The following is an 18,751-nucleotide window of genomic DNA, read 5'->3' as shown; positions in this document are numbered from 1 at the left end:
GGGACGTTCATGGAAGCCGCGATCGCGATCATGGCTCTGCTGTTCGTGGCCTTCGTCGTGCTGGGCGCGTACCTGACGGTGAAGGCGGTCGGCGCCGCCAAGCGGGGCGTGGAGCGTACGGTCACCCAGGCCCGCAAGGCGGTCGAGGACACCACGCTCCGGGCCAAGAGCGTCGGCCAGGTCGGCGTGGGCGGCGAGCTCGCCCAGCTGAGGCTCTCCCTGCGCACCTCGATGCGGGCCACCCAGGACGCGCTCCACGCGGGCGTGGAGCAGGACGCGTCCCTCAAGGAGTCGCTGAGCCTCTTCGAGCGCCTGAGCGGCCATGGGCACGAGCTGGACGACGAGCTCAAGCGCCTGGAGCGTGAGCCCGACAAGCAGCGCGTGGCCACGCGGATGCCCGAGCTGCGCGAGCGCACGGAGCGGATCACGCACGCGGCGGACTCGCTGCGCTGGGCGGCCCGCGACCGGGCCCGGCAGTTCGCCGAGGACGACCTGGCCGCGCTGAGCGCGGAGATCGAGGTCGAGTCGGGGGCGTTGCGGGACTGGGCCACCAAGGGGCCGACCACGGGCGCCTTCGGCGAACCGGCCGGACCGGCCCCGGCCCCCTCGTCCTCACCTGCCGAGGCCCCGCAGGCGATCGGTGCGGCGAAGCCCACGCCCGTGTATCCGTGGCAGAAGACGGCCAGACCGGAGACGACCACCTGACCGCACGGTACGGCGGCAGGGGTATGAGTACGGGGCGTGGAACGGGGCCGGGTCCGGCCCGGGGCGCGCGGAGTGGAGCGTGCGAGCGGGGTGCGGGCGCCCCGAACGGCCCGTCGCCCGGCGCGTGCGCAGGTCCGAACCGGTCAAGGCGGGTCCGAACCGATCATTGAACCGGGGCCGGGCTGCCGTGCGGCGGCCCCGGCGGGTAACCTCCCGCTCATGTCCCGCCATGTCGCGATCGTCACTGATTCAACGGCCTACCTGCCGCCGCAGACGATGGACCGGCACGGCATCACCGCGGTGCCGCTGACCGTCGTCCTGGGCAACCAGGCGCTGGAGGAGGGCACCGAGATCTCGGCCCGCTCCCTCGCCCTGGCCCTGCAGAAGCGCCGCTCCGTGACCACTTCGCGGCCCAGCCCCGACGTCTTCGCCGCCGCCTACCGGGCCGCGGCCGAGGCCGGGGCCACCGGGATCGTGTCCCTGCACCTCTCGGCCGAGTTCTCGGGCACCTACGACGCGGCCGTACTGGCGGCCAAGGACGCGGCCGTACCGGTACGGGTGGTGGACACCGGGATGGTCGCGATGGCCCTCGGCTTCTGCGCGCTCGCTGCCGCCGAGGTGGCCGAGGCGTCAGGCACCCTCGACGAGGCGGTGGCCGCGGCCGAGAAGCGCGCGGCGGGCACCTCCGCCTTCTTCTACGTGGACACGCTGGACTATCTGCGCCGGGGCGGCCGCATCGGGGCGGCGCAGGCGCTCCTCGGCTCGGCGCTCGCGGTCAAGCCGCTGCTCCAACTCGACGGCGGACGCATCGAGATGCTGGAGAAGGTGCGCACCGCCTCGCGGGCCATCGCCCGGCTGGAGGAGATCGTCGTCGACCGGGCGGGGGCGAGCGGGGTGGACATCGCCGTGCACCACCTCGCCGCGCCGGAGCGAGCGGCGGTGCTCGCGGACCGGTTGAGGGAACGGGTGCCGGGCCTCGCGGACCTTCACGTCAGCGAGGTCGGCGCGGTGATCGGCGCGCACACGGGGCCGGGGCTGCTGGGGGTTGTGGTCTCGCCGCGTTGAGAGTGCGGTTGCGGTCGGGAGGAGTCACCCCTGAGGGTGATGGAGTTATCCACAACCGGCGGGTTTTCCACGGGAATTGGGCGTGATCAGCGGGGTCGGCCCGAGCTGCCTACCGTCGTGGCATGGCTATCCGATCACCACGCATCGCAACGAGCGGGCCGGGCCGCGCTTCGGGTTCGGACGGCCGTGCCCGCCATGGTCACGGTCGTCGCCCGCGCGGCGCCCAGGTCCGTGCCTCTGCCGGAGCGGCCGCGCGGCGGCGGGCGGAGGCGCTGCTCCCGGCGGCCCCGCCGACAGATCCGCCCGCTCCGGTCGCGGCTGCCGCCGCACCACCCGGACGCGCGCTCTCGCCGCCGCCCTCCTACCTGCCCCCTGAACCCGTCCCGCCCCCGCCAACCGCGGTTCCGCATTCGGGTTTCTCCCGCGTAAGGGAACGAGCCTGGGCGGCTCTGCGGGAGCGGCTGCCCGTGTGGGTGCAGGCGCGGTGCGGGCTCACGCCGAGAAGCCTGGCCGCCCTGAGTGTGGTGCTGGTCGTGGCCGTGGGGTTCGCCGTGCACCACTTCTGGGCGGGACGGCCCGAGCCCGTGCGAGTGCCGGAGAGGGTGACGGGTCCGGTGCCTTCCGGGGTGGTGCCTTCCGGCGTGGCGCCCTCCGCCCGGACGCCCGGGTCCGGGCCGGGGCCCACGCCCGGCCCGATGGCGATGACCGGGACCGGGGTGAGCGGGACGCCTGCGCCGTCCCCGGGCGCCGGGATCATCGTCGACGTCAGCGGCAAGGTGCGGAGCCCGGGGATCCGCCGACTGCCTTCGGGGTCCCGCGTCGCCGACGCGCTGGCTGCGGCGGGCGGGGTCCGGGACGGTGTGGATGTCACGGGGCTCAACCGGGCGCGGCTGCTCATGGACGGCGAGCAGGTGGTGGTGGGGGTGCCGGGCGCGGTCACCGGCGGGGCTCCGCCGGTGGCGGGCAGTGGCGGGAGCGCCGGGGCGGTCGCCGGGACGCCGGTCAGCCTGGGCTCCGCCACGGTGGAGCAACTGGACGCATTGCCCGGGGTGGGGCCCGTGCTCGCGCAGCACATCGTGGACTACCGCGCCCAGCACGGCGGCTTCCGGTCCGTCGACGAGCTGCGGGAGGTCAAGGGGATCGGTGACCGCCGGTTCGAGGATCTGCGCCCCTTGGTGCGGCCATGAACCGCCAAGTGGTCCATGCGGAGTCGGACAGCGCCCTGGGCGCCGCGAACCCCCGTCAGGAAGGCCCGCCGGATCTGCGTCTGGTCGCGCCCGCGCTCGGTGCCTGGGCTGCTGCCGCCCTTGCGCTCCACGTCCCTGGGGAGTGGGCGGCGTGGGGAATTCTGACGCTGCTGGTGGGGGCGGGGGCGCTGCTGGGGCCGACGATTCGGCGCCGGGGGAGAGAGGTTGAGGGTGGCCGGGCCGGTGGCGCCGACCGGGCCGGTGGCGCCGGCCGGGGCAGTGGGGAGGGCCGCGCCGCCGAGACCGGAGGCGCTGACAGCGGCGATGCCCTTGCCGAGGCGGCGTCCTGGGCCCGAGACCGAGTTGCCCATGGCGACAGCGATGCGCTTATCGGCGCCGGATTCTGGGCCCGGAACCGTGGTGCCCGTGCCGGAAGCGACGATGCGCTCACCGGAACCGGAACCGGAAGGGCAAGCGGAGGCGGGATCGGAACCGAAACCGGAAGCGGGACCGGGAGCGGGACCGGGAGCGGGACCGGGGCTCGCGGCCCTGTGGCCACTCCCGAACCCGCCACCAGCGCCAGGGCCGGCCCCTGGTGGGCGAACCGGGTCGCTGTCGCCGCCGTACTTCTGTGCGCGGCGGCCGGGGCCACCGCGAGCGCGCTGCACGTCGCCGAGGCACGCCGGGGGCCGGTCCCGGAGCTTGCCCGGCAGTACGCGCACGCCACCGTCGAGCTGACCCTGGCCTCCGACCCCAAGCCAGTACGTGCGCGGGCGGCGTGGGGCGGGCGGTCGGTGGTCATCCAAGGCGTGGTCACCCGGGTCGTCGGGCCGGACGGCCGTGCCGACCAGGTGCGGACACCGGTTCTGGTGATCGCCCCGGAGACGTGGCAGCGGCTGCTGCCCTCGACGCGGGTGCGCGTGTCCACTCGACTTGCGCCACCGAGACCGAACGACAAGTGGGTGGCGGCCGTGGTGCGGGTGCCCCAGCGGGCAGCGCCGCAGGTCGTGGGGGAGCCAACCGCGTTGCAGCGTGCGGTGGCTGGGCTGCGCGGCGGGTTGCGGAAGGCGGCCGACGGGCTGAGCCCGGATGCCCGGGCGCTGCTGCCGGGGCTGGTCATCGGGGACACCTCTCGGGTCACGCCCGAGCTGCGGGAGGCCTTCGAGGTGACCGACCTCACGCATCTGATGGCGGTGTCGGGCAGCAACCTGGTGATCGTCCTGGTACTGCTGATCGGACCGCCGAGCCGTGCCTCGCTGGCCGAACGAGGCGGCCTCGCCCCGCGCCTGGGCATCTCGCTGCGGGCGACGGCGCTGCTCGGTGGGGTGGTCACCGTGGCGTTCGTGGTGGTGTGCCGACCGGAGCCCAGCGTGCTGCGCGCGGCGGCCTGCGGACTCGTCACGCTGCTCGCCATCGCGACGGGCCGTCGCAGATCGCTGATCCCGGCGCTGGCCGCCGCCGTACTGGTCCTGGTGCTGTACGCCCCGGAGCTGGCGGGGAGTTATGGGTTCCTGCTCTCCGTCCTCGCCACGGGGGCGCTCCTCACGATCGCCCAGGGATGGAGCGAGGCGTTGCGGCGGCGCGGGGTGCCGGGCAGGCTCGCGGAGGTGCTGGCGGCGGCGGGGGCGGCGCAGGCGGTGTGCGCGCCCGTGGTGGCGGTGTTCGCGGCGCGGGTGAGTCTGGTGGCCGTCCCGTGCAATCTGCTGGCGGAGCTGGCGGTGGCCCCGGCGACGGTGCTGGGGTTCGCGGCCCTGGCCGTGGCGCCGGTCGCGATGCCCGCCGCCGAGCTGCTGGCCCGGTGTGCGGGCTGGCCGACGGAGTGGATCGCCGGTATCGCCCGGACCGGGGCGTCGCTGCCGGGGGCCCAATCGGGGTGGCCGGGCGGCTGGGGCGGGGGAGTGCTGCTCGCCGGGGTCACGGTCGGGGCGGTGTTCCTGGTCAGACGGCTCCCGCGCCGCCCGTGGCCGGTGGCCGCGTGCGCGGTGCTCCTGCTGCTCGCCGTGGTGCGGCCCGCCCCGCTGACCAGGATCGTCACCGGCTGGCCACCGCCGGACTGGGCGTTCGCGATGTGCGACGTGGGGCAGGGCGATGCCACGGTGCTGGCGGCCGGGGAGGGGACGGCGGTGGTGGTCGACGCGGGGCCGGACCCCGTTCCGGCCGACCGGTGCCTCCGGACGCTGGGGGTCACCCGGATTCCGTTGCTGCTGCTCACGCACTTCCATGCCGACCATGTGGCGGGGCTGGCCGGGGTGCTGCGAGGCCGGACCGTCGGGGTGATCGAGACGACGACATTCGCGGAACCGCCCGAACAGGCCCGGTTCGTCCGCAGGACCGCCGCCGGGGCCGGGGTGCCGGTGGTCCCGGTGGAGCCGGGGGAGTGGCGGGCGGTGGGGGGCCTCTCCTGGCAGGCGCTGTGGCCGCCGCCTCCGCCGGCGGTGACACCGGACGGGCCGAACGACGCCAGCGTCACGTTGCTGGTCCGGGTGGGCGGACTGACACTGCTGCTCCCCGGCGACCTCGAACCGCCCGCCCAGCAGGCTCTGTTGCGGGCGCATCCGGAGCTGCCGCCCGTGGATGTCCTCAAGGTCGCCCACCACGGCTCGGCCCGCCAGGACCCCGCGCTGCTACGGGCGATCCGTCCTCGGCTGGCGCTGATCTCGGCGGGGAGGGGCAACCCGTACGGCCACCCGGCCCCGTCCACGGTGTCGCTGCTCGCCTCGTCCGGGGCGCGGGTACTGCGCACGGACACGGACGGCGCCATCGCGGTGACCGGGAGGGGGAGCGGGGGTGGGGCGGGGAACGGACTGGTGGCGGTGCCCCTGGGGCGTGGTCCATGAGGCCGGGCGCGGGGTGCCCCGGGCCGGAGGCGGCCAGGGGGCACCTCCAGGCGGTCGGGGGTGCCTCCAGGGCGGGAGGGGAGGTGCCCCCTGGCCGGAGGGGACGGGCGAGTGCCCAGGCGGGAGAGACGGGCGGGTGCACAAGCCGCAGGGGTCGGGCCGTGGTCGTCGGGTGGTGGCAGGCGTTGTTACGGGGCCTCCAGCCAGCCCTCGTACTCCTCGGCCAGTTCGTTCAGGGCCGCCGGGTCGAGGCGGTGGTCCGGGTCCTCGACCACGACCAGCCACTGGGCGTCCTCGGCGTCGTCCTCGCCGGCCAGGGCGTCGCGTACGAGCTGGGGCTCCTCGGTCACGGCGAAGCGGGCGGGGAGTTCCTCGGCCACCTCGTCGGCGGCGTCGCGGTCGGGCAGCACCAGTACGTGTCGGGTCACATCGCTCACCTGGACATTCTCCAGTACGGGGTGGGGTGGGGGGGGAGGGGAGGGGGAGGGCAGACGGAGGTCGGCCGGGAGCGGCCGGGGGCTGTCAGGGGGGCGTGGGATGCTGGAGGGCGATGGCCACCAGGAAGAATTCCACCGACGATCCGCTCGCTCCCCTCACGCTCGCCGTGGGCCAGGAGGACCTGCTGCTCGACCGCGCCGTACAGCAGGTGGTGGCGGCCGCGCGGGCCGCCGACGCCGACACGGATGTGCGCGACCTCGCCTCCGACCAGCTTCAGCCCGGCACGCTGGCCGAGCTGACCAGTCCTTCGCTGTTCGCTGAGCGCAAGGTCGTGATCGTACGGAACGCGCACGATCTGTCGGCGGACACGATCAAGGATGTGAAGGCGTATCTCGATGCGCCTGCCGAGGAGATCACGCTCGTGCTGCTGCACGCGGGCGGCGCCAAGGGCAAGGGGCTGCTCGACGCGGCGCGCAAGGCGGGGGCGCGGGAGGTGGCGTGCCCCAAGACGACGAAGCCGGCGGAGCGGCTGACGTTCGTGCGGTCGGAGTTCCGGGCGCTGGGGCGCTCGGCGACGCCCGAGGCGTGCCAGGCGCTGGTCGACTCGATCGGCAGCGATCTGCGGGAGCTCGCTTCGGCCGTGTCACAGCTGTGCGCGGACGTGGCGGGGACCATCGACGAGGCGGTCGTCGGGCGCTACTACACCGGGCGGGCGGAGGCGTCGAGCTTCACGGTCGCGGACCGGGCGGTGGAGGGCCGGGCGGCGGAGGCGCTGGAGGCGTTGCGGTGGTCGCTGTCGACCGGGGTGGCGCCGGTGATGATCACCAGTGCGCTGGCTCAGGGGGTGCGGGCGATCGGGAAGCTGTCGTCGGCGCGGGGCGGGCGGCCGGCCGATCTCGCCCGGGAGCTGGGGATGCCGCCGTGGAAGATCGACCGGGTGCGGCAGCAGATGCGGGGGTGGACGCCGGATGGGGTCGCGTCCGCCCTGCGGGCGGTGGCTGAGGCGGATGCGGGGGTCAAGGGTGGGGGGGATGATCCCGAGTACGCCTTGGAGAAGGCGGTGGTGGCTGTGGCGCGGGCGGCGCGGGCTCGGGGGTGACTGGGTGACCGCTTGGTTAGGCCCCGCCCCTTCCCTGAACCCTCCGGGGGAAAGGGGGACGAAGGTGGTTTCCCGGGGGCTGCGCCCCGGACTCCGGCGGGGGCTTCGCCCCCTGCACCCCTTCGCGAGGCCTGCGCCCCCTGCGTCCCGCCCTCGGGGCCACGCCCCGGACCCCGGCGGGGGCCTCCGCCTCCTGCACCCCGGCGGGGGCCTGCGCCTCCTGCACCCCGGCGGGGGCCTGCGCCTCCTGCACCCGGCGGGGGCCTGCGCCTCCTGCACCCCTTCGCGGGGCCTGCGCCCCCTGCACCCCGCCCTCGGGGCCACGCCACCGCCCCCAAAAAAGCCAAAACCCCGCCCCCTGCACCCCTTCGCGGGGCTGCGCCACCCCACCCCCCACCTCAAAAACAAAAACCCCGCCCCCGCCCAGCCGGACGGAAACGGGGTTCTGCTTCAAGAATCGCCGCACCCGCGTGGCGAACGCAGGCCGCGTGCGGCGGTGGTGCTGGGTACCGGGGAGGGAGCGGATGAGAGGGCCCGCTGGGTCCCTTCCGGTGGTCTATCAAGTGGTCAGCCTTGGAGACTGGCCAGGCGAGCGGCCCGGGGGCCGGTCACTTGGGCAGGGTCAGGCAGCCTTGAGGGCGGCAACCTTGGTGGCCAGCGCCGACTTCTTGTTGGCGGCGGCGTTCTTGTGGATGACACCCTTGCTGACGGCCTTGTCCAGCTTCTTGGAGGCGGTGCGGACAGCCGTGTCGGCCGCCTCGACGTCGCCGGCCAGGACAGCCTCGCGGGCCTTGCGGATCGCGGTCTTGACCTCGGACTTGACGGCCTTGTTACGCAGGCGCGCCTTCTCGTTGGTCTTGTTCCGCTTGATCTGGGACTTGATGTTCGCCACGAAAGAGCCTTTTCAGGTTCGATGTATCAGATGGTTGTGACACTCGCCGCTGAGAGGGCGGACGAGGCACAGCTGCCCAGGCTACCAGCAGGCCGACTGGCGGCCCAAACCGAGCGCAGTGCCGTTCCCATGGGACGATGGGGGCTACGTATCGATCCGACATCGCCCGAGACGAGACGCCCCGCGTCTCAAGAATCAGGACCCTGCGTGCCCGCGACTCCTACCAACGTGCCCGAGCCGAGCCGTACCGACCCGGCTCTGATCCGCAATTTCTGCATCATCGCGCACATCGACCACGGCAAGTCGACCCTTGCCGACCGGATGCTCCAGCTGACCGGCGTGGTCGACCAGCGGCAGATGCGTGCTCAGTACCTCGACCGGATGGACATCGAGCGCGAGCGCGGCATCACGATCAAGAGTCAGGCCGTGCGGCTGCCCTGGGCCCCCACCGAGGGGCCGGGTCAGGGCAGCACCCACATCCTGAACATGATCGACACCCCGGGGCACGTGGACTTCACGTACGAGGTGTCGCGGTCGCTGGCCGCCTGTGAGGGGACCGTCCTGCTCGTCGATGCCGCTCAGGGCATCGAGGCGCAGACCCTGGCGAACCTCTACCTCGCCATGGAGAACGACCTCACCATCGTTCCCGTCCTCAACAAGATCGACCTGCCCGCCGCGCAGCCGGAGAAGTTCGCCGAGGAGCTGGCCAACCTCATCGGCTGCCAGCCCGAGGACGTGCTGAAGGTCTCCGCGAAGACCGGTGTCGGGGTGGACGCGCTGCTCGACCGCGTGGTGCGCGACGTGCCCGCGCCGGTCGGTGTGGCCGACGCCCCCGCCCGCGCGATGATCTTCGACTCGGTCTACGACTCGTACCGGGGCGTCGTGACGTACGTCCGTGTCGTCGACGGACAGCTCAACAAGCGTGAGCGGATCCGGATGATGTCGACCGGTGCCACGCACGAGCTGCTGGAGATCGGCACCAACTCGCCGGAGATGCTGCCCGCCGACGGGCTGGGTGTCGGCGAGGTCGGTTATCTGATCACCGGTGTGAAGGACGTCCGCCAGTCCAAGGTCGGTGACACCATCACCTCCCTGCACCACGGCGCCACCGAGGCGCTCGGCGGGTACAAGGACCCCAAGCCGATGGTCTTCTCGGGTCTGTATCCGCTGGACGGGTCGGACTACCCGGACCTGCGCGAGGCCCTCGACAAGCTCCAGCTCAACGACGCCGCGCTGGTGTACGAGCCGGAGACCTCGGCGGCGCTCGGCTTCGGCTTCCGCGTCGGCTTCCTCGGCCTGCTCCACCTCGACGTGATCCGTGAGCGTCTTGAGCGCGAGTTCGGGCTCGACCTCATCGCGACCGCGCCGAACGTGGTCTACCGGGTGGTTCTGGAGGACGGCAAGGAAGTCACCGTCACCAATCCGAGTGAGTTCCCCGAGGGGAAGATCTCGGACGTGTACGAGCCGGTCGTGCGTGCCACGATCCTCGCGCCCAGCGAGTTCATCGGTTCGATCATGGAGCTGTGCCAGACCCGGCGCGGCACCCTGATCGGGATGGACTACCTCTCCGAGGACCGCGTCGAGATCCGCTACACGCTGCCGCTCGCGGAGATCGTGTTCGACTTCTTCGACCAGCTGAAGTCCAAGACCCGGGGTTATGCCTCGCTCGACTACGAGCCCACCGGCGAGCAGTCCGCCAGCCTCGTCAAGGTCGACATCCTGCTCCACGGCGACAAGGTCGACGCGTTCTCGGCGGTCACCCACAAGGACGCGGCGTACGCCTACGGTGTGCGGCTCGTCGCCAAGCTGCGCGAGCTCATCCCCCGCCAGGCCTTCGAGGTGCCCATCCAGGCCGCGATCGGCTCCCGGGTGATCGCCCGCGAGACCATCCGCGCCATCCGCAAGGACGTCCTCGCCAAGTGCTACGGCGGTGACATCTCCCGTAAGCGGAAGCTGCTGGAGAAGCAGAAGGAAGGCAAGAAGCGGATGAAGATGGTCGGTTCCGTGGAGGTTCCGCAGGAGGCCTTCATCGCGGTGCTGTCCAGCGACGAGTCTGCGAGCAAGAAGAAGTGACCGGCGAGTAGCCGACCGGTGCCGTGACGGACCCCCGCTCTTCCGAGCGGGGGTCCGTTCGTTATGAAACCACCTTCCGCTGCCTCTTACGCGGCGGGGCGGGGTCGCTCTACTCTGATCACGGCCCGATGGTTACTCGCCAGTTAAACAAGAAGCAGCCACAGCTCTGCCGCAGGCCGGCCCGGAGGACGTCGTGAGCGACACACATACCTTGATCGAGAACCGGCCACCGTCCGTGGCGGCCCTCTTCGTCCAGCGCGTGGAGGCCACTCCGGACCTGGAGGCCTATCGCCACCCGGTCCCGGCCGCCGACGGGCAGGGGCCCGACGAGTGGAAGTCGCTGAGCTGGGGCCAGGCCGCCGAGCGGGTCTACGCGATCGCGGCCGGGCTCGCCGATCTGGGTGTGACCGCCGAGCAGCGCGTGGCGCTCTCCTCCTCCACCCGGATCGAGTGGATCCTCGCCGACCTCGGGACGATGTGCGCGGGCGGCGCGACCACCACGATCTACCCCCAGACCAACGCCGAGGAGTCCGCCTACATCCTGGGCGACTCCGAGAGCCGGGTGCTCTTCGCGGAGAACGCGGCCCAGCTCGCCAAGGCCCGCGAGCGCCGCGCCGAGCTGCCCGAGCTGAAGCACGTCGTGGTCTTCGACGCGGCCGGCGCCGAGCCCGTCGAGAGCGACCCCGAGGGCTGGGTGCTCACCCTGGCCGAGCTGGAGGCGCGCGGCGCCGCGTATCTGGAGAAGCACCCGGACGCGGTCAAGGAGCGGATCGCGGCGATCACCTCCGACCAGCTGGCCACGCTGATCTACACCTCCGGGACGACCGGCCGCCCCAAGGGCGTGCGGCTGCCGCAGGACAACTGGTCGTACATGGCGAAGGCGATCGCGGCGACCGGGCTGATCAGTGCCGACGACGTCCAGTACCTCTGGCTGCCGCTCGCCCACGTCTTCGGCAAGGTGCTCACCTCCGGCCAGATCGAGGTCGGGCACGTGACGGCCGTCGACGGCCGGGTCGACAAGATCATCGAGAATCTGCCGGTCGTCCAGCCCACCTACATGGCGTCGGTGCCCCGGATCTTCGAGAAGGTCTACAACGGTGTGGCCGCCAAGGCGCGGGAGGCCGGCGGGGCCAAGTACAGGATCTTCCAGTGGGCCGCCGAGGTGGCCCGTGAGTACGCCAAGGCCAGTCAGGACAACTTCCGGCGCACCGGCCGGGCGACCGCCCCCTTCGGCCTCACCGCCAAGCACAAGGTCGCGGACGCGCTGGTGTACGCCAAGATCCGGGAGGCGTTCGGCGGACGGCTGCGCGCAGCGGTCTCGGGTTCCGCCGCGCTCGCCCCCGACATCGGCTTCTTCTTCTCCGGCGCCGGGATCCACATCCTGGAGGGGTACGGGCTCACCGAGACCAGCGCCGCCTCCTTCGTGAACCCGGGCGAGGCCTACCGGACGGGCACGGTCGGCAAGCCGCTGCCCGGTCTCGAGGTGCGCATCGCGGACGACGGCGAGATCCTGCTGCGCGGTCCCGGCATCATGGAGGGCTACCACAAGCTGCCCGAGAAGACCGCCGAGGTGCTGGAGTCGGACGGCTGGTTCCACACGGGTGACATCGGCGAGCTCTCGGCGGACGGCTATCTGCGGATCACCGACCGCAAGAAGGACCTCATCAAGACGTCCGGCGGCAAGTACATCGCGCCGGCCGAGGTCGAGGGCCAGTTCAAGGCGGTCTGCCCGTTCGTCTCCAACATCCTGGTGCTCGGCGCAGACCGGAACTTCTGCACCGCGCTGATCGCCCTGGACGAGCCCGCGATCCTGGGCTGGGCCAAGGATCACGGGGTCACCGGCTCGTACGCCGAGGTGGTCGCGAACCCGGAGACGGTGGCGCTGATCGAGGGCTATGTGAAGCGTCTCAACGAGGGCCTCCAGCGCTGGCAGACCATCAAGCAGTTCCGGCTGCTGCCGCGCGACCTCGACGTGGAGCACGGCGAGCTCACCCCCAGCCTCAAGCTGAAGCGGCCGGTCGTCGAGCGTGAGTACAAGGATCTGATCGACGAGATGTACTCCGGCTCGCGCGAGGTGTAGCGCGGCGGGCGGGGGCGCTCAGCAGCGCCCCCGCCGCTGTTCGCGGGCGAGCAGCAGCTCCGGTCGGCGGTCTCTCCCGGTCGCCGGACGGTGCCGCTGGACTCATCGTGTCGCCCTACGTGGTCGGCGCGGCGGTGGCGGTGTCCCCGGCGCCGCTCGACTGCTTCGGTACGGATGACGTGCCTGCCGGGTCGGCGCCCGCCGCGTCCTCGCCCTCCGGGTCGAGCAGGGCGCACACCACGGTGAGCAGCCGGTCCACGTCGACGGGCTTGGGCACGTACTCGTTGGCGCCCTGCGCGATGGACTTCTCGCGGTCGCCAGGCATGGCTTTCGCGGTCAGGGCGACGATGGGCAGATCGGCCCACAGGGGGCTGCGGCGGATGGCCTCGATCGTCTCGTATCCGTCCATCTCGGGCATCATGATGTCCATCAGGACCAGCTCGACGTCCGGGTTGCGCTCCAGGGACTCGATACCCTCGCGGCCGTTCTCCGCGTACAGCACCGGCATGCCGACCCGGCCGAGCACATGGGTGAGCGCGAAGACGTTGCGGATGTCGTCGTCGACGATCAGCACCCGCCGGCCGGGCAGCACCTGCCCCGCCCGGCCCTCCTTCCACTGCTCCAGCCTGGTGGTGGGCGGCCAGACGTCGTCCTGCTCGGCCATCAGCACGGGCTCGGTGGCGGAAGGCCGGGCCGGGTCGGCGGTGAGCTGGGGGAGCTGGTCCGGCTCGGCGGACACATGGCCGGGGTGGAGCACCGGCACGTACAGGGTGAAGGTGGAGCCACGGCCCGGTTCGCTCTCGGCGATGATCCGGCCGCCGAGCAGGCCCGCGATCTCGCGGCTGATGGAGAGGCCGAGGCCGGTGCCGCCGTACTTGCGGTTGGTCGTCCCGTCGGCCTGCTGGAACGCCTCGAAGATCACCGGGAGTTTCTCGGGCGCGATGCCGATGCCGGTGTCGGTGACCTCGAAGGCGATCAGGTCGTCCGCGCCCGGCACCACCCCGTTGTCCGGGTCCTTGATCCGGGTGACGCGGAGCTCGACGCGGCCGGAGGAGGTGAACTTGATCGCGTTGGAGAGCAGGTTGCGCAGGATCTGCTGGAGCCGCTGCTCGTCCGAGTACATCTCGCGCGGCACGTCCTCGCCCACCGCGACCTCGAAGGCGAGGCCCCGGTCGAGGGTGATGGGGCGGAAGGTGGCGTGGACGTAGTCGAGCACCTTGATGAGCGGCAGCTTCTTGGGCCGCACGTCCATCCGGCCCGCCTCGATCTTCGACAGGTCCAGGATGTCGTTGATCAGCTGGAGCAGGTCCGAGCCGGAGCGGTGGATCGTGCTGGCGAACTGCACCTCCTGGTCGGAGAGGTGGTCGTCCGGGTTGTCGGAGAGCAGCCGGGCCAGGATGAGCAGCGAGTTGAGCGGGGTGCGCAGCTCGTGCGACATGTTCGCCAGGAACTCCGACTTGTACTGGGAGCTGGTCGCGAGCAGGGCCGCCTTCTCCTCCAGCTCGGCGTTGGAGCGCTGGAGCTCGGCCTGCTGGCGCTGGAGTTCGTCCGAGCGCTCCTGGAGCTGGATGGCGAGCCGCTGGGACTCGCTGAGCAGCGATTCCGTACGGGAGTTGGCGATGATGGTGTTGATCGCGACGCCGATGGTGTTCACGAACTGGTCGAAGAAGGCCAGGTGGACATCGGAGAAGCGGGAGAAGGAGGCCAGTTCGATCACGCCGAGGAGCTTGTCCTCGAAGAGGATCGGGATGATCACGACACTGGCCGGGGACGCCTCGCCGAGCCCTGAGTTGATCTTGATGTAGTCCGGCGGCGCCTCCTCCAGCAGGATCCGCTTCTTCTCCAGCGCCGCCTGGCGCACCAGTCCGTGGCCCGGCATGCCGGTGGTGTCCACGGTCGCGCCCTGGGCGGAGCCGTAGCCCGCGATGAAGGCGAGGCCCTTGGTGGTCGACGTCGTACGGGACGGGGTGCCCTCGTTGCCCGGGTCGGCCAGGAAGAACGCGCCGTACTGGGCGTTCACCAGCGGGGTCAGCTCACGCAGGATCAGGTCCGCGACCTCCATCAGGTCGCGGTGGCCCTGCATCAGACCCGCCAGGCGCGCCAGGTTCGACTCCAGCCAGTCCTTGGCGCGGGTCGTCTCGCGCAGGTTGGACACCATCAGGTTGATGTTGTCCTTCAGCTCGGAGACCTCGCCCCGGGTCTCCACGGTGATCGAGCGGGACATGTCGCCCTGGGCCACCGCCGAGGCCACCTCCGCGATCGCGCGGACCTGGGTGGTGAGGTTGAGGGCGAGCTCGTTGACGTTGGTGGTCAGGCGCTTCCAGGTGCCGTACACGCCCTCGACCCGCGCCTGGCCGCCCAGCTGGCCCTCCGAGCCGACCTCGCGGGCGACCCGGGTGACCTCGGAGGAGAACGAGGAGAGCGTGTCCACCATGGTGTTGATGGTGGTCTTCAGCTCCAGGATCTCGCCGCGCGCGTCCACGTCGATCTTCTTGGAGAGGTCGCCCTGGGCCACCGCGGTCGCCACCTGGGCGATGTTGCGCACCTGGGAGGTGAGGTTGTCCGCCATGTAGTTGACGTTGTCGGTGAGGTCCTTCCAGACGCCGGAGACGCCGAGGACCTGGGCGCGCCCGCCGAGGCGCCCGTCCGTGCCCACTTCGCGGGCGACCCGGGTCACCTCGTCCGCGAACGCCCGCAGCTGCTCCACCATCGTGTTGACGGTGTCCTTGAGCTCCAGGATCTCACCGCGCGCGTCCACGGTGATCTTCTTGGAGAGGTCGCCGTTGGCGACGGCCGTGGTCACCTGGGCGATGTTGCGCACCTGGGAGGTGAGGTTCGACGCCATGAAGTTGACGTTGTCGGTCAGGTCCTTCCAGACGCCGGACACCCCGCGCACCTGCGCCTGACCGCCGAGGTTGCCCTCGGTGCCGACCTCGCGGGCCACCCGGGTGACCTCGTCGGCGAAGGCGGAGAGCTGGTCGACCATGGTGTTGATGGTCGACTTCAGCTCCAGGATCTCGCCCTTCGCCTCCACGGTGATCTTCTTGCCGAGGTCGCCCTGGGCCACCGCCGTCGAGACGAGCGCGATGTTGCGCACCTGGGAGGTGAGGTTGTCCGCCATGAAGTTGACGTTCTCGGTGAGGTCCTTCCAGACCCCGGAGACGCCCCGGACCTGGGCGCGCCCGCCGAGGTTGCCCTCGGTGCCGACCTCGCGGGCCACGCGGGTGACCTCGTCGGCGAAGGCGGAGAGCTGGTCGACCATGGTGTTGATGGTCGACTTCAGCTCCAGGATCTCGCCCTGGGCGTCCACCGTGATCTTCTGGGAGAGGTCGCCGTTGGCGACGGCGGTGGTCACCTGGGCGATGTTGCGGACCTGGGAGGTGAGGTTCGACGCCATGAAGTTGACGTTGTCCGTGAGGTCCTTCCAGACCCCCGAGACGCCCCGGACCTGCGCCCGCCCGCCCAGCTGACCCTCGGTGCCGACCTCGCGCGCCACCCGGGTCACCTCGTCCGCGAAGGCGGAGAGCTGGTCGACCATCGTGTTCACGGTGAGCTTCAGCTCAAGGAGCTCACCGGTCGCCTCGACCGTCACTGTACGGGTGAGGTCGCCGCGCGCCACCGCCGTGGTCACCGCCGCGATGTCGCGGACCTGCGCGGTCAGCCGGGAGGCCATCGTGTTGACGGCCTCGGTCACGTCCCGCCAACTGCCGCTCAGGCGCTGCACCTTGGCGCGTCCGCCCAGGCGCCCCTCGGTGCCGACCTCGCGGGCGACCCGGGTCACCTCGCCGGTGAAGAGGGAGAGCTGGTCCACCATCTTGTTGACGGCGCGGCCGAGCCGGCGCAGATCCCCGCGCAACTGGCGGTTGCCGTCGTGGAGGTCGACCCGCTGGGTCAGATCGCCGCCCGCCACCGCGTCCAGGACCCGGGTGGCGTTCGCCGCCGGGACGACCAGGGCGTCGATCAGGGTGTTCGCGCTGTCCACCCCGGCCGTCCAGGCGCCCTGCCCCGGGCTCGCCGCCAGCCGCTCGTCCAGCCGGCCGTGGCGCACGACCTCGCGGCGCACCCGTTGCAGCTCGTCCGTGAAGTGCTGGTTGCGCACGGCCACTTGGTTGAAGATCGCGGCGAGTTCGGCGGGGATCCCCTCGTGCGTCTCCTGGAGGCGGACCCCGAAGTCGCCGTCCCGCAGCGCCGTCATCGCGGCCAGCAACGGGCGCAACTCCAGTGCCCGGACCCACTCCCCGCCCTCGGGCGGCGCGGCGCTGTCTCTGTTCATCCCGGCCCACTTCAGTGACTCGGTGCTTATGGGCACGCTCAGTCTGTCACTCTGTCGGTGTCATGAGGTGCGCAATGTGAGAACCGATCAGGAGCCGCACCGTGGGGTCCATTCCAACGCAGCGGGAGAGCGGGAACCGCCCGCCCGGCCCGGTGCCCTCTCCTGGCGCGGCGGAGCGCCGGCCCGCGTCCGCCGCCCGCACCGGCCTGCCCGGCAACCCGCTCGCGCCCGCCGCCGCCCGCCGCTTCGCGCGCGCCGCCCTCGCCGACTGGACCGCCCAGGGCGCGCCCGGCGCCGACGGGCTGGACGAACGGGCCGCGGAGGAGGTGGCCATACTCGTCAACGAGCTGGTGACCAACGCCGTGGTGCACGCCGGCACCACCGTCGAGCTGGTCTGCCGCCTGGAGCCGCCCGCCGGGGACGAGCCCGGCGCGGTGGTCGTCGAGGTCTCCGACCACCACCCCTCCCGGGCCGTACGCCACGAGCCGCGCGGCCCGCGCGAGCCGGGCGCGCCGGACGGGCGCGGGCTGCACCTGGTGGCCGCGCTCGCCGACTGCTGGGGCATCACCTACCGCACCGGCCTGAAGACGGTCTGGGCACGGCTGCTCCTCGACGCGGGGGACGCCTCCCCGGGCGAGGACGACCCGGGCCGCGACGACCGGCTCCGGCGCGGACCGCGCGCCGCCGGGACACCGGCGGCCCCCGGCTGCGGCGCCCCCCTCGGGCAGGACCGCGACTGGGTGAACCGGGGCGCCCTCTCCTTCCTTGCGGAGGCCTCCGACCTGCTGGCGGGCCAGTTCGACGAGGACATGATCGCGGCGCTCGCCGGGCAGCTCCTGGTGCCCCGGCTCTGCGACTGGTGCGCGATCTGGCTCGACCCGGAGACCGGCGGCCCGGCCGGCGAGCCCCGCCTGGCCCGGGTGTGGCACGCCCGTGAGTCGGGGATCGACGAGCTGCGGGCGGTCCTGGAGAAGGACCCGCCCCGGCTGCCGGAGTCGGCGCGCGGCGGCCCGGTCCCGATCCCCTGGCCCGCCCCGCAGGACGGCGACGACGGGGCGGCGCTCGCGTACCGGATGGTGGCGGGCGGCCGGGCCGTCGGCGTGCTCATGCTCGGGCGGGCCGGGACCGCGCGCATCCCCGACGAGGTCACCGGACTGGTCGAGGACTTCGTGCGCCGGGTGGCGCTGGCGATCGGCGCCGCGCGCCAGTACACCCGCCAGGTCACCATCAGCCGGGTCCTCCAGCGCGGACTGCTGCCGGCGAGCGTGGCGGAGATCCCCGGCGTCGACAGCGCGCTGGTCTACCAGCCCAGCGGCGAGGGCGTCGCGGGCGGCGACTTCTACGACCTGTTCCCCGGCGCCGACGGCCGCTGGTGCTTCGCGCTCGGCGACGTCCAGGGCAGCGGCCCGGAGGCGGCGGTCGTCACCGGCCTGGTGCGGCCCTGGCTGCGCCTGCTCGCCCGCGAGGGGTACGCGGTCCACGACGTCCTGGACCGCCTCAACAAGCTGCTCGTCGACGACGGCGTCGAGGCCGCCGAGGCGGCCGCCCGGATGGTCGCGGCGGCGGGCGGCCGCGAGGTGACCGAGGGCCCGCAGGCCCGCTTCCTGTCCCTGCTGTACGGGGAGCTGGTCCCGGTGCCGCCGGAGAGCGGCGGCGGCGTCCTGTGCACCCTGGCGAGCGCGGGTCACCCGCTGCCGCTGCTGCTGCGGCCCGAGGGGTCGGTGCGGGCCGCGGCGGTGCCGCAGGTGCTGGTCGGGGTGGTGGAGGGGGCGGCGTACGAGAGCGAGAGCTTCCGGCTGATGCCCGGCGACACCCTGCTGTGCGTCACGGACGGGGTGACCGAGCGCCGCTCCGGGCGGCAGATGTTCGACGACGGCGACGGGCTCGCGGCGGTGCTCGCGGGGTGCGTGGGCATGACGGCGACGGGGGTCGCGGAGAGCGTCAAGCGGGCGGTGTACGCCTTCGGCACCACGCCGCCGGAGGACGATCTGGCGCTCCTGGTGCTCCAGGCGCGCTGAGAGCCTGTCTTCGGCCCGCCGTCCGCGCCCCGACGCCGGCACGCACGCTCGGTGTGCGGTGTGCGGTGTGCGGTGTGCCAGGAC

The 18,751-nt window shown here is 72.4% G+C and carries 11 protein-coding genes; 8 read left to right on the top strand and 3 right to left on the bottom strand.

All coding sequences use genetic code 11. From position 1 onward, the window contains the following. Positions 1–9: 9 nt before the first annotated feature. The 4 genes from ACZ4MU_RS12835 (at position 10) to ACZ4MU_RS12820 (ending at position 5,794) form a co-directional block, all read left to right on the top strand. Positions 10–705 carry a hypothetical protein gene (locus ACZ4MU_RS12835; protein ID WP_467874764.1) on the top strand — a complete coding sequence of 232 codons (696 nt, stop codon included), beginning with the start codon at positions 10–12 and terminating at the stop codon, positions 703–705. Between the two features lie 219 nt (positions 706–924). After that, positions 925–1,770: a DegV family protein gene (locus ACZ4MU_RS12830; protein ID WP_467874761.1), complete on the top strand. Its 846-nt coding sequence runs from the start codon at positions 925–927 to the stop codon at positions 1,768–1,770. Between the two features lie 695 nt (positions 1,771–2,465). Further along, positions 2,466–2,957 (top strand): ComEA family DNA-binding protein, encoded by a 492-nt coding sequence (locus ACZ4MU_RS12825; protein ID WP_467874760.1) that lies wholly within the window; start codon positions 2,466–2,468, stop codon positions 2,955–2,957. 551 nt (positions 2,958–3,508) lie between these two features. Next, a complete protein-coding gene (locus ACZ4MU_RS12820; protein WP_467874757.1) occupies positions 3,509–5,794 on the top strand; it encodes a ComEC/Rec2 family competence protein in 2,286 nt (761 codons plus the stop codon). Between the two features lie 188 nt (positions 5,795–5,982). Here the strand turns inward: ACZ4MU_RS12820 and ACZ4MU_RS12815 are convergent, their stop codons facing one another. Continuing rightward, positions 5,983–6,231: a hypothetical protein gene (locus tag ACZ4MU_RS12815; RefSeq protein ID WP_467874755.1), complete on the bottom strand. Its 249-nt coding sequence runs from the start codon at positions 6,229–6,231 to the stop codon at positions 5,983–5,985. A gap of 113 nt (positions 6,232–6,344) precedes the next feature. On the opposite strand from ACZ4MU_RS12815, the gene holA reads away from it, so the two are divergent. Continuing rightward, complete coding sequence (gene holA / locus ACZ4MU_RS12810; RefSeq protein WP_467874752.1) at positions 6,345–7,331, top strand: DNA polymerase III subunit delta; 987 nt, start codon at positions 6,345–6,347, stop codon at positions 7,329–7,331. Between the two features lie 622 nt (positions 7,332–7,953). Here holA and rpsT read toward each other — a convergent pair. Next, positions 7,954–8,223 (bottom strand): 30S ribosomal protein S20, encoded by a 270-nt coding sequence (rpsT, locus tag ACZ4MU_RS12805; protein WP_101388267.1) that lies wholly within the window; start codon positions 8,221–8,223, stop codon positions 7,954–7,956. Positions 8,224–8,430: 207 nt separating this feature from the next. Here rpsT and lepA point away from each other — a divergent pair, with 207 nt between their 5' ends. After that, positions 8,431–10,296 carry a translation elongation factor 4 gene (gene lepA, locus ACZ4MU_RS12800; protein WP_358832421.1) on the top strand — a complete coding sequence of 622 codons (1,866 nt, stop codon included), beginning with the start codon at positions 8,431–8,433 and terminating at the stop codon, positions 10,294–10,296. Between the two features lie 193 nt (positions 10,297–10,489). Next, positions 10,490–12,376, top strand: coding sequence for an AMP-dependent synthetase/ligase (locus tag ACZ4MU_RS12795; protein WP_467874748.1), 1,887 nt, complete (start codon positions 10,490–10,492; stop codon positions 12,374–12,376). A gap of 115 nt (positions 12,377–12,491) precedes the next feature. Here ACZ4MU_RS12795 and ACZ4MU_RS12790 read toward each other — a convergent pair whose 3' ends face one another. Continuing rightward, on the bottom strand, positions 12,492–16,571 hold the full coding sequence (locus ACZ4MU_RS12790; protein WP_467875501.1) for a HAMP domain-containing protein: 4,080 nt from the start codon (positions 16,569–16,571) through the stop codon (positions 12,492–12,494). Positions 16,572–16,750: 179 nt separating this feature from the next. Here ACZ4MU_RS12790 and ACZ4MU_RS12785 point away from each other — a divergent pair, with 179 nt between their 5' ends. Continuing rightward, the gene (locus ACZ4MU_RS12785) at positions 16,751–18,667 is read left to right on the top strand and encodes a SpoIIE family protein phosphatase (protein ID WP_467874746.1); all 1,917 of its coding nucleotides are present in this window, start codon (positions 16,751–16,753) and stop codon (positions 18,665–18,667) included. The last annotated feature ends 84 nt before the right edge of the window (positions 18,668–18,751 follow it).

The organism is Streptomyces sp. NPDC026377 (assembly GCF_055567715.1).
Note: the sequence above shows the minus strand (reverse complement) of the source record. Positions and strands in the feature narration are given on the sequence as shown.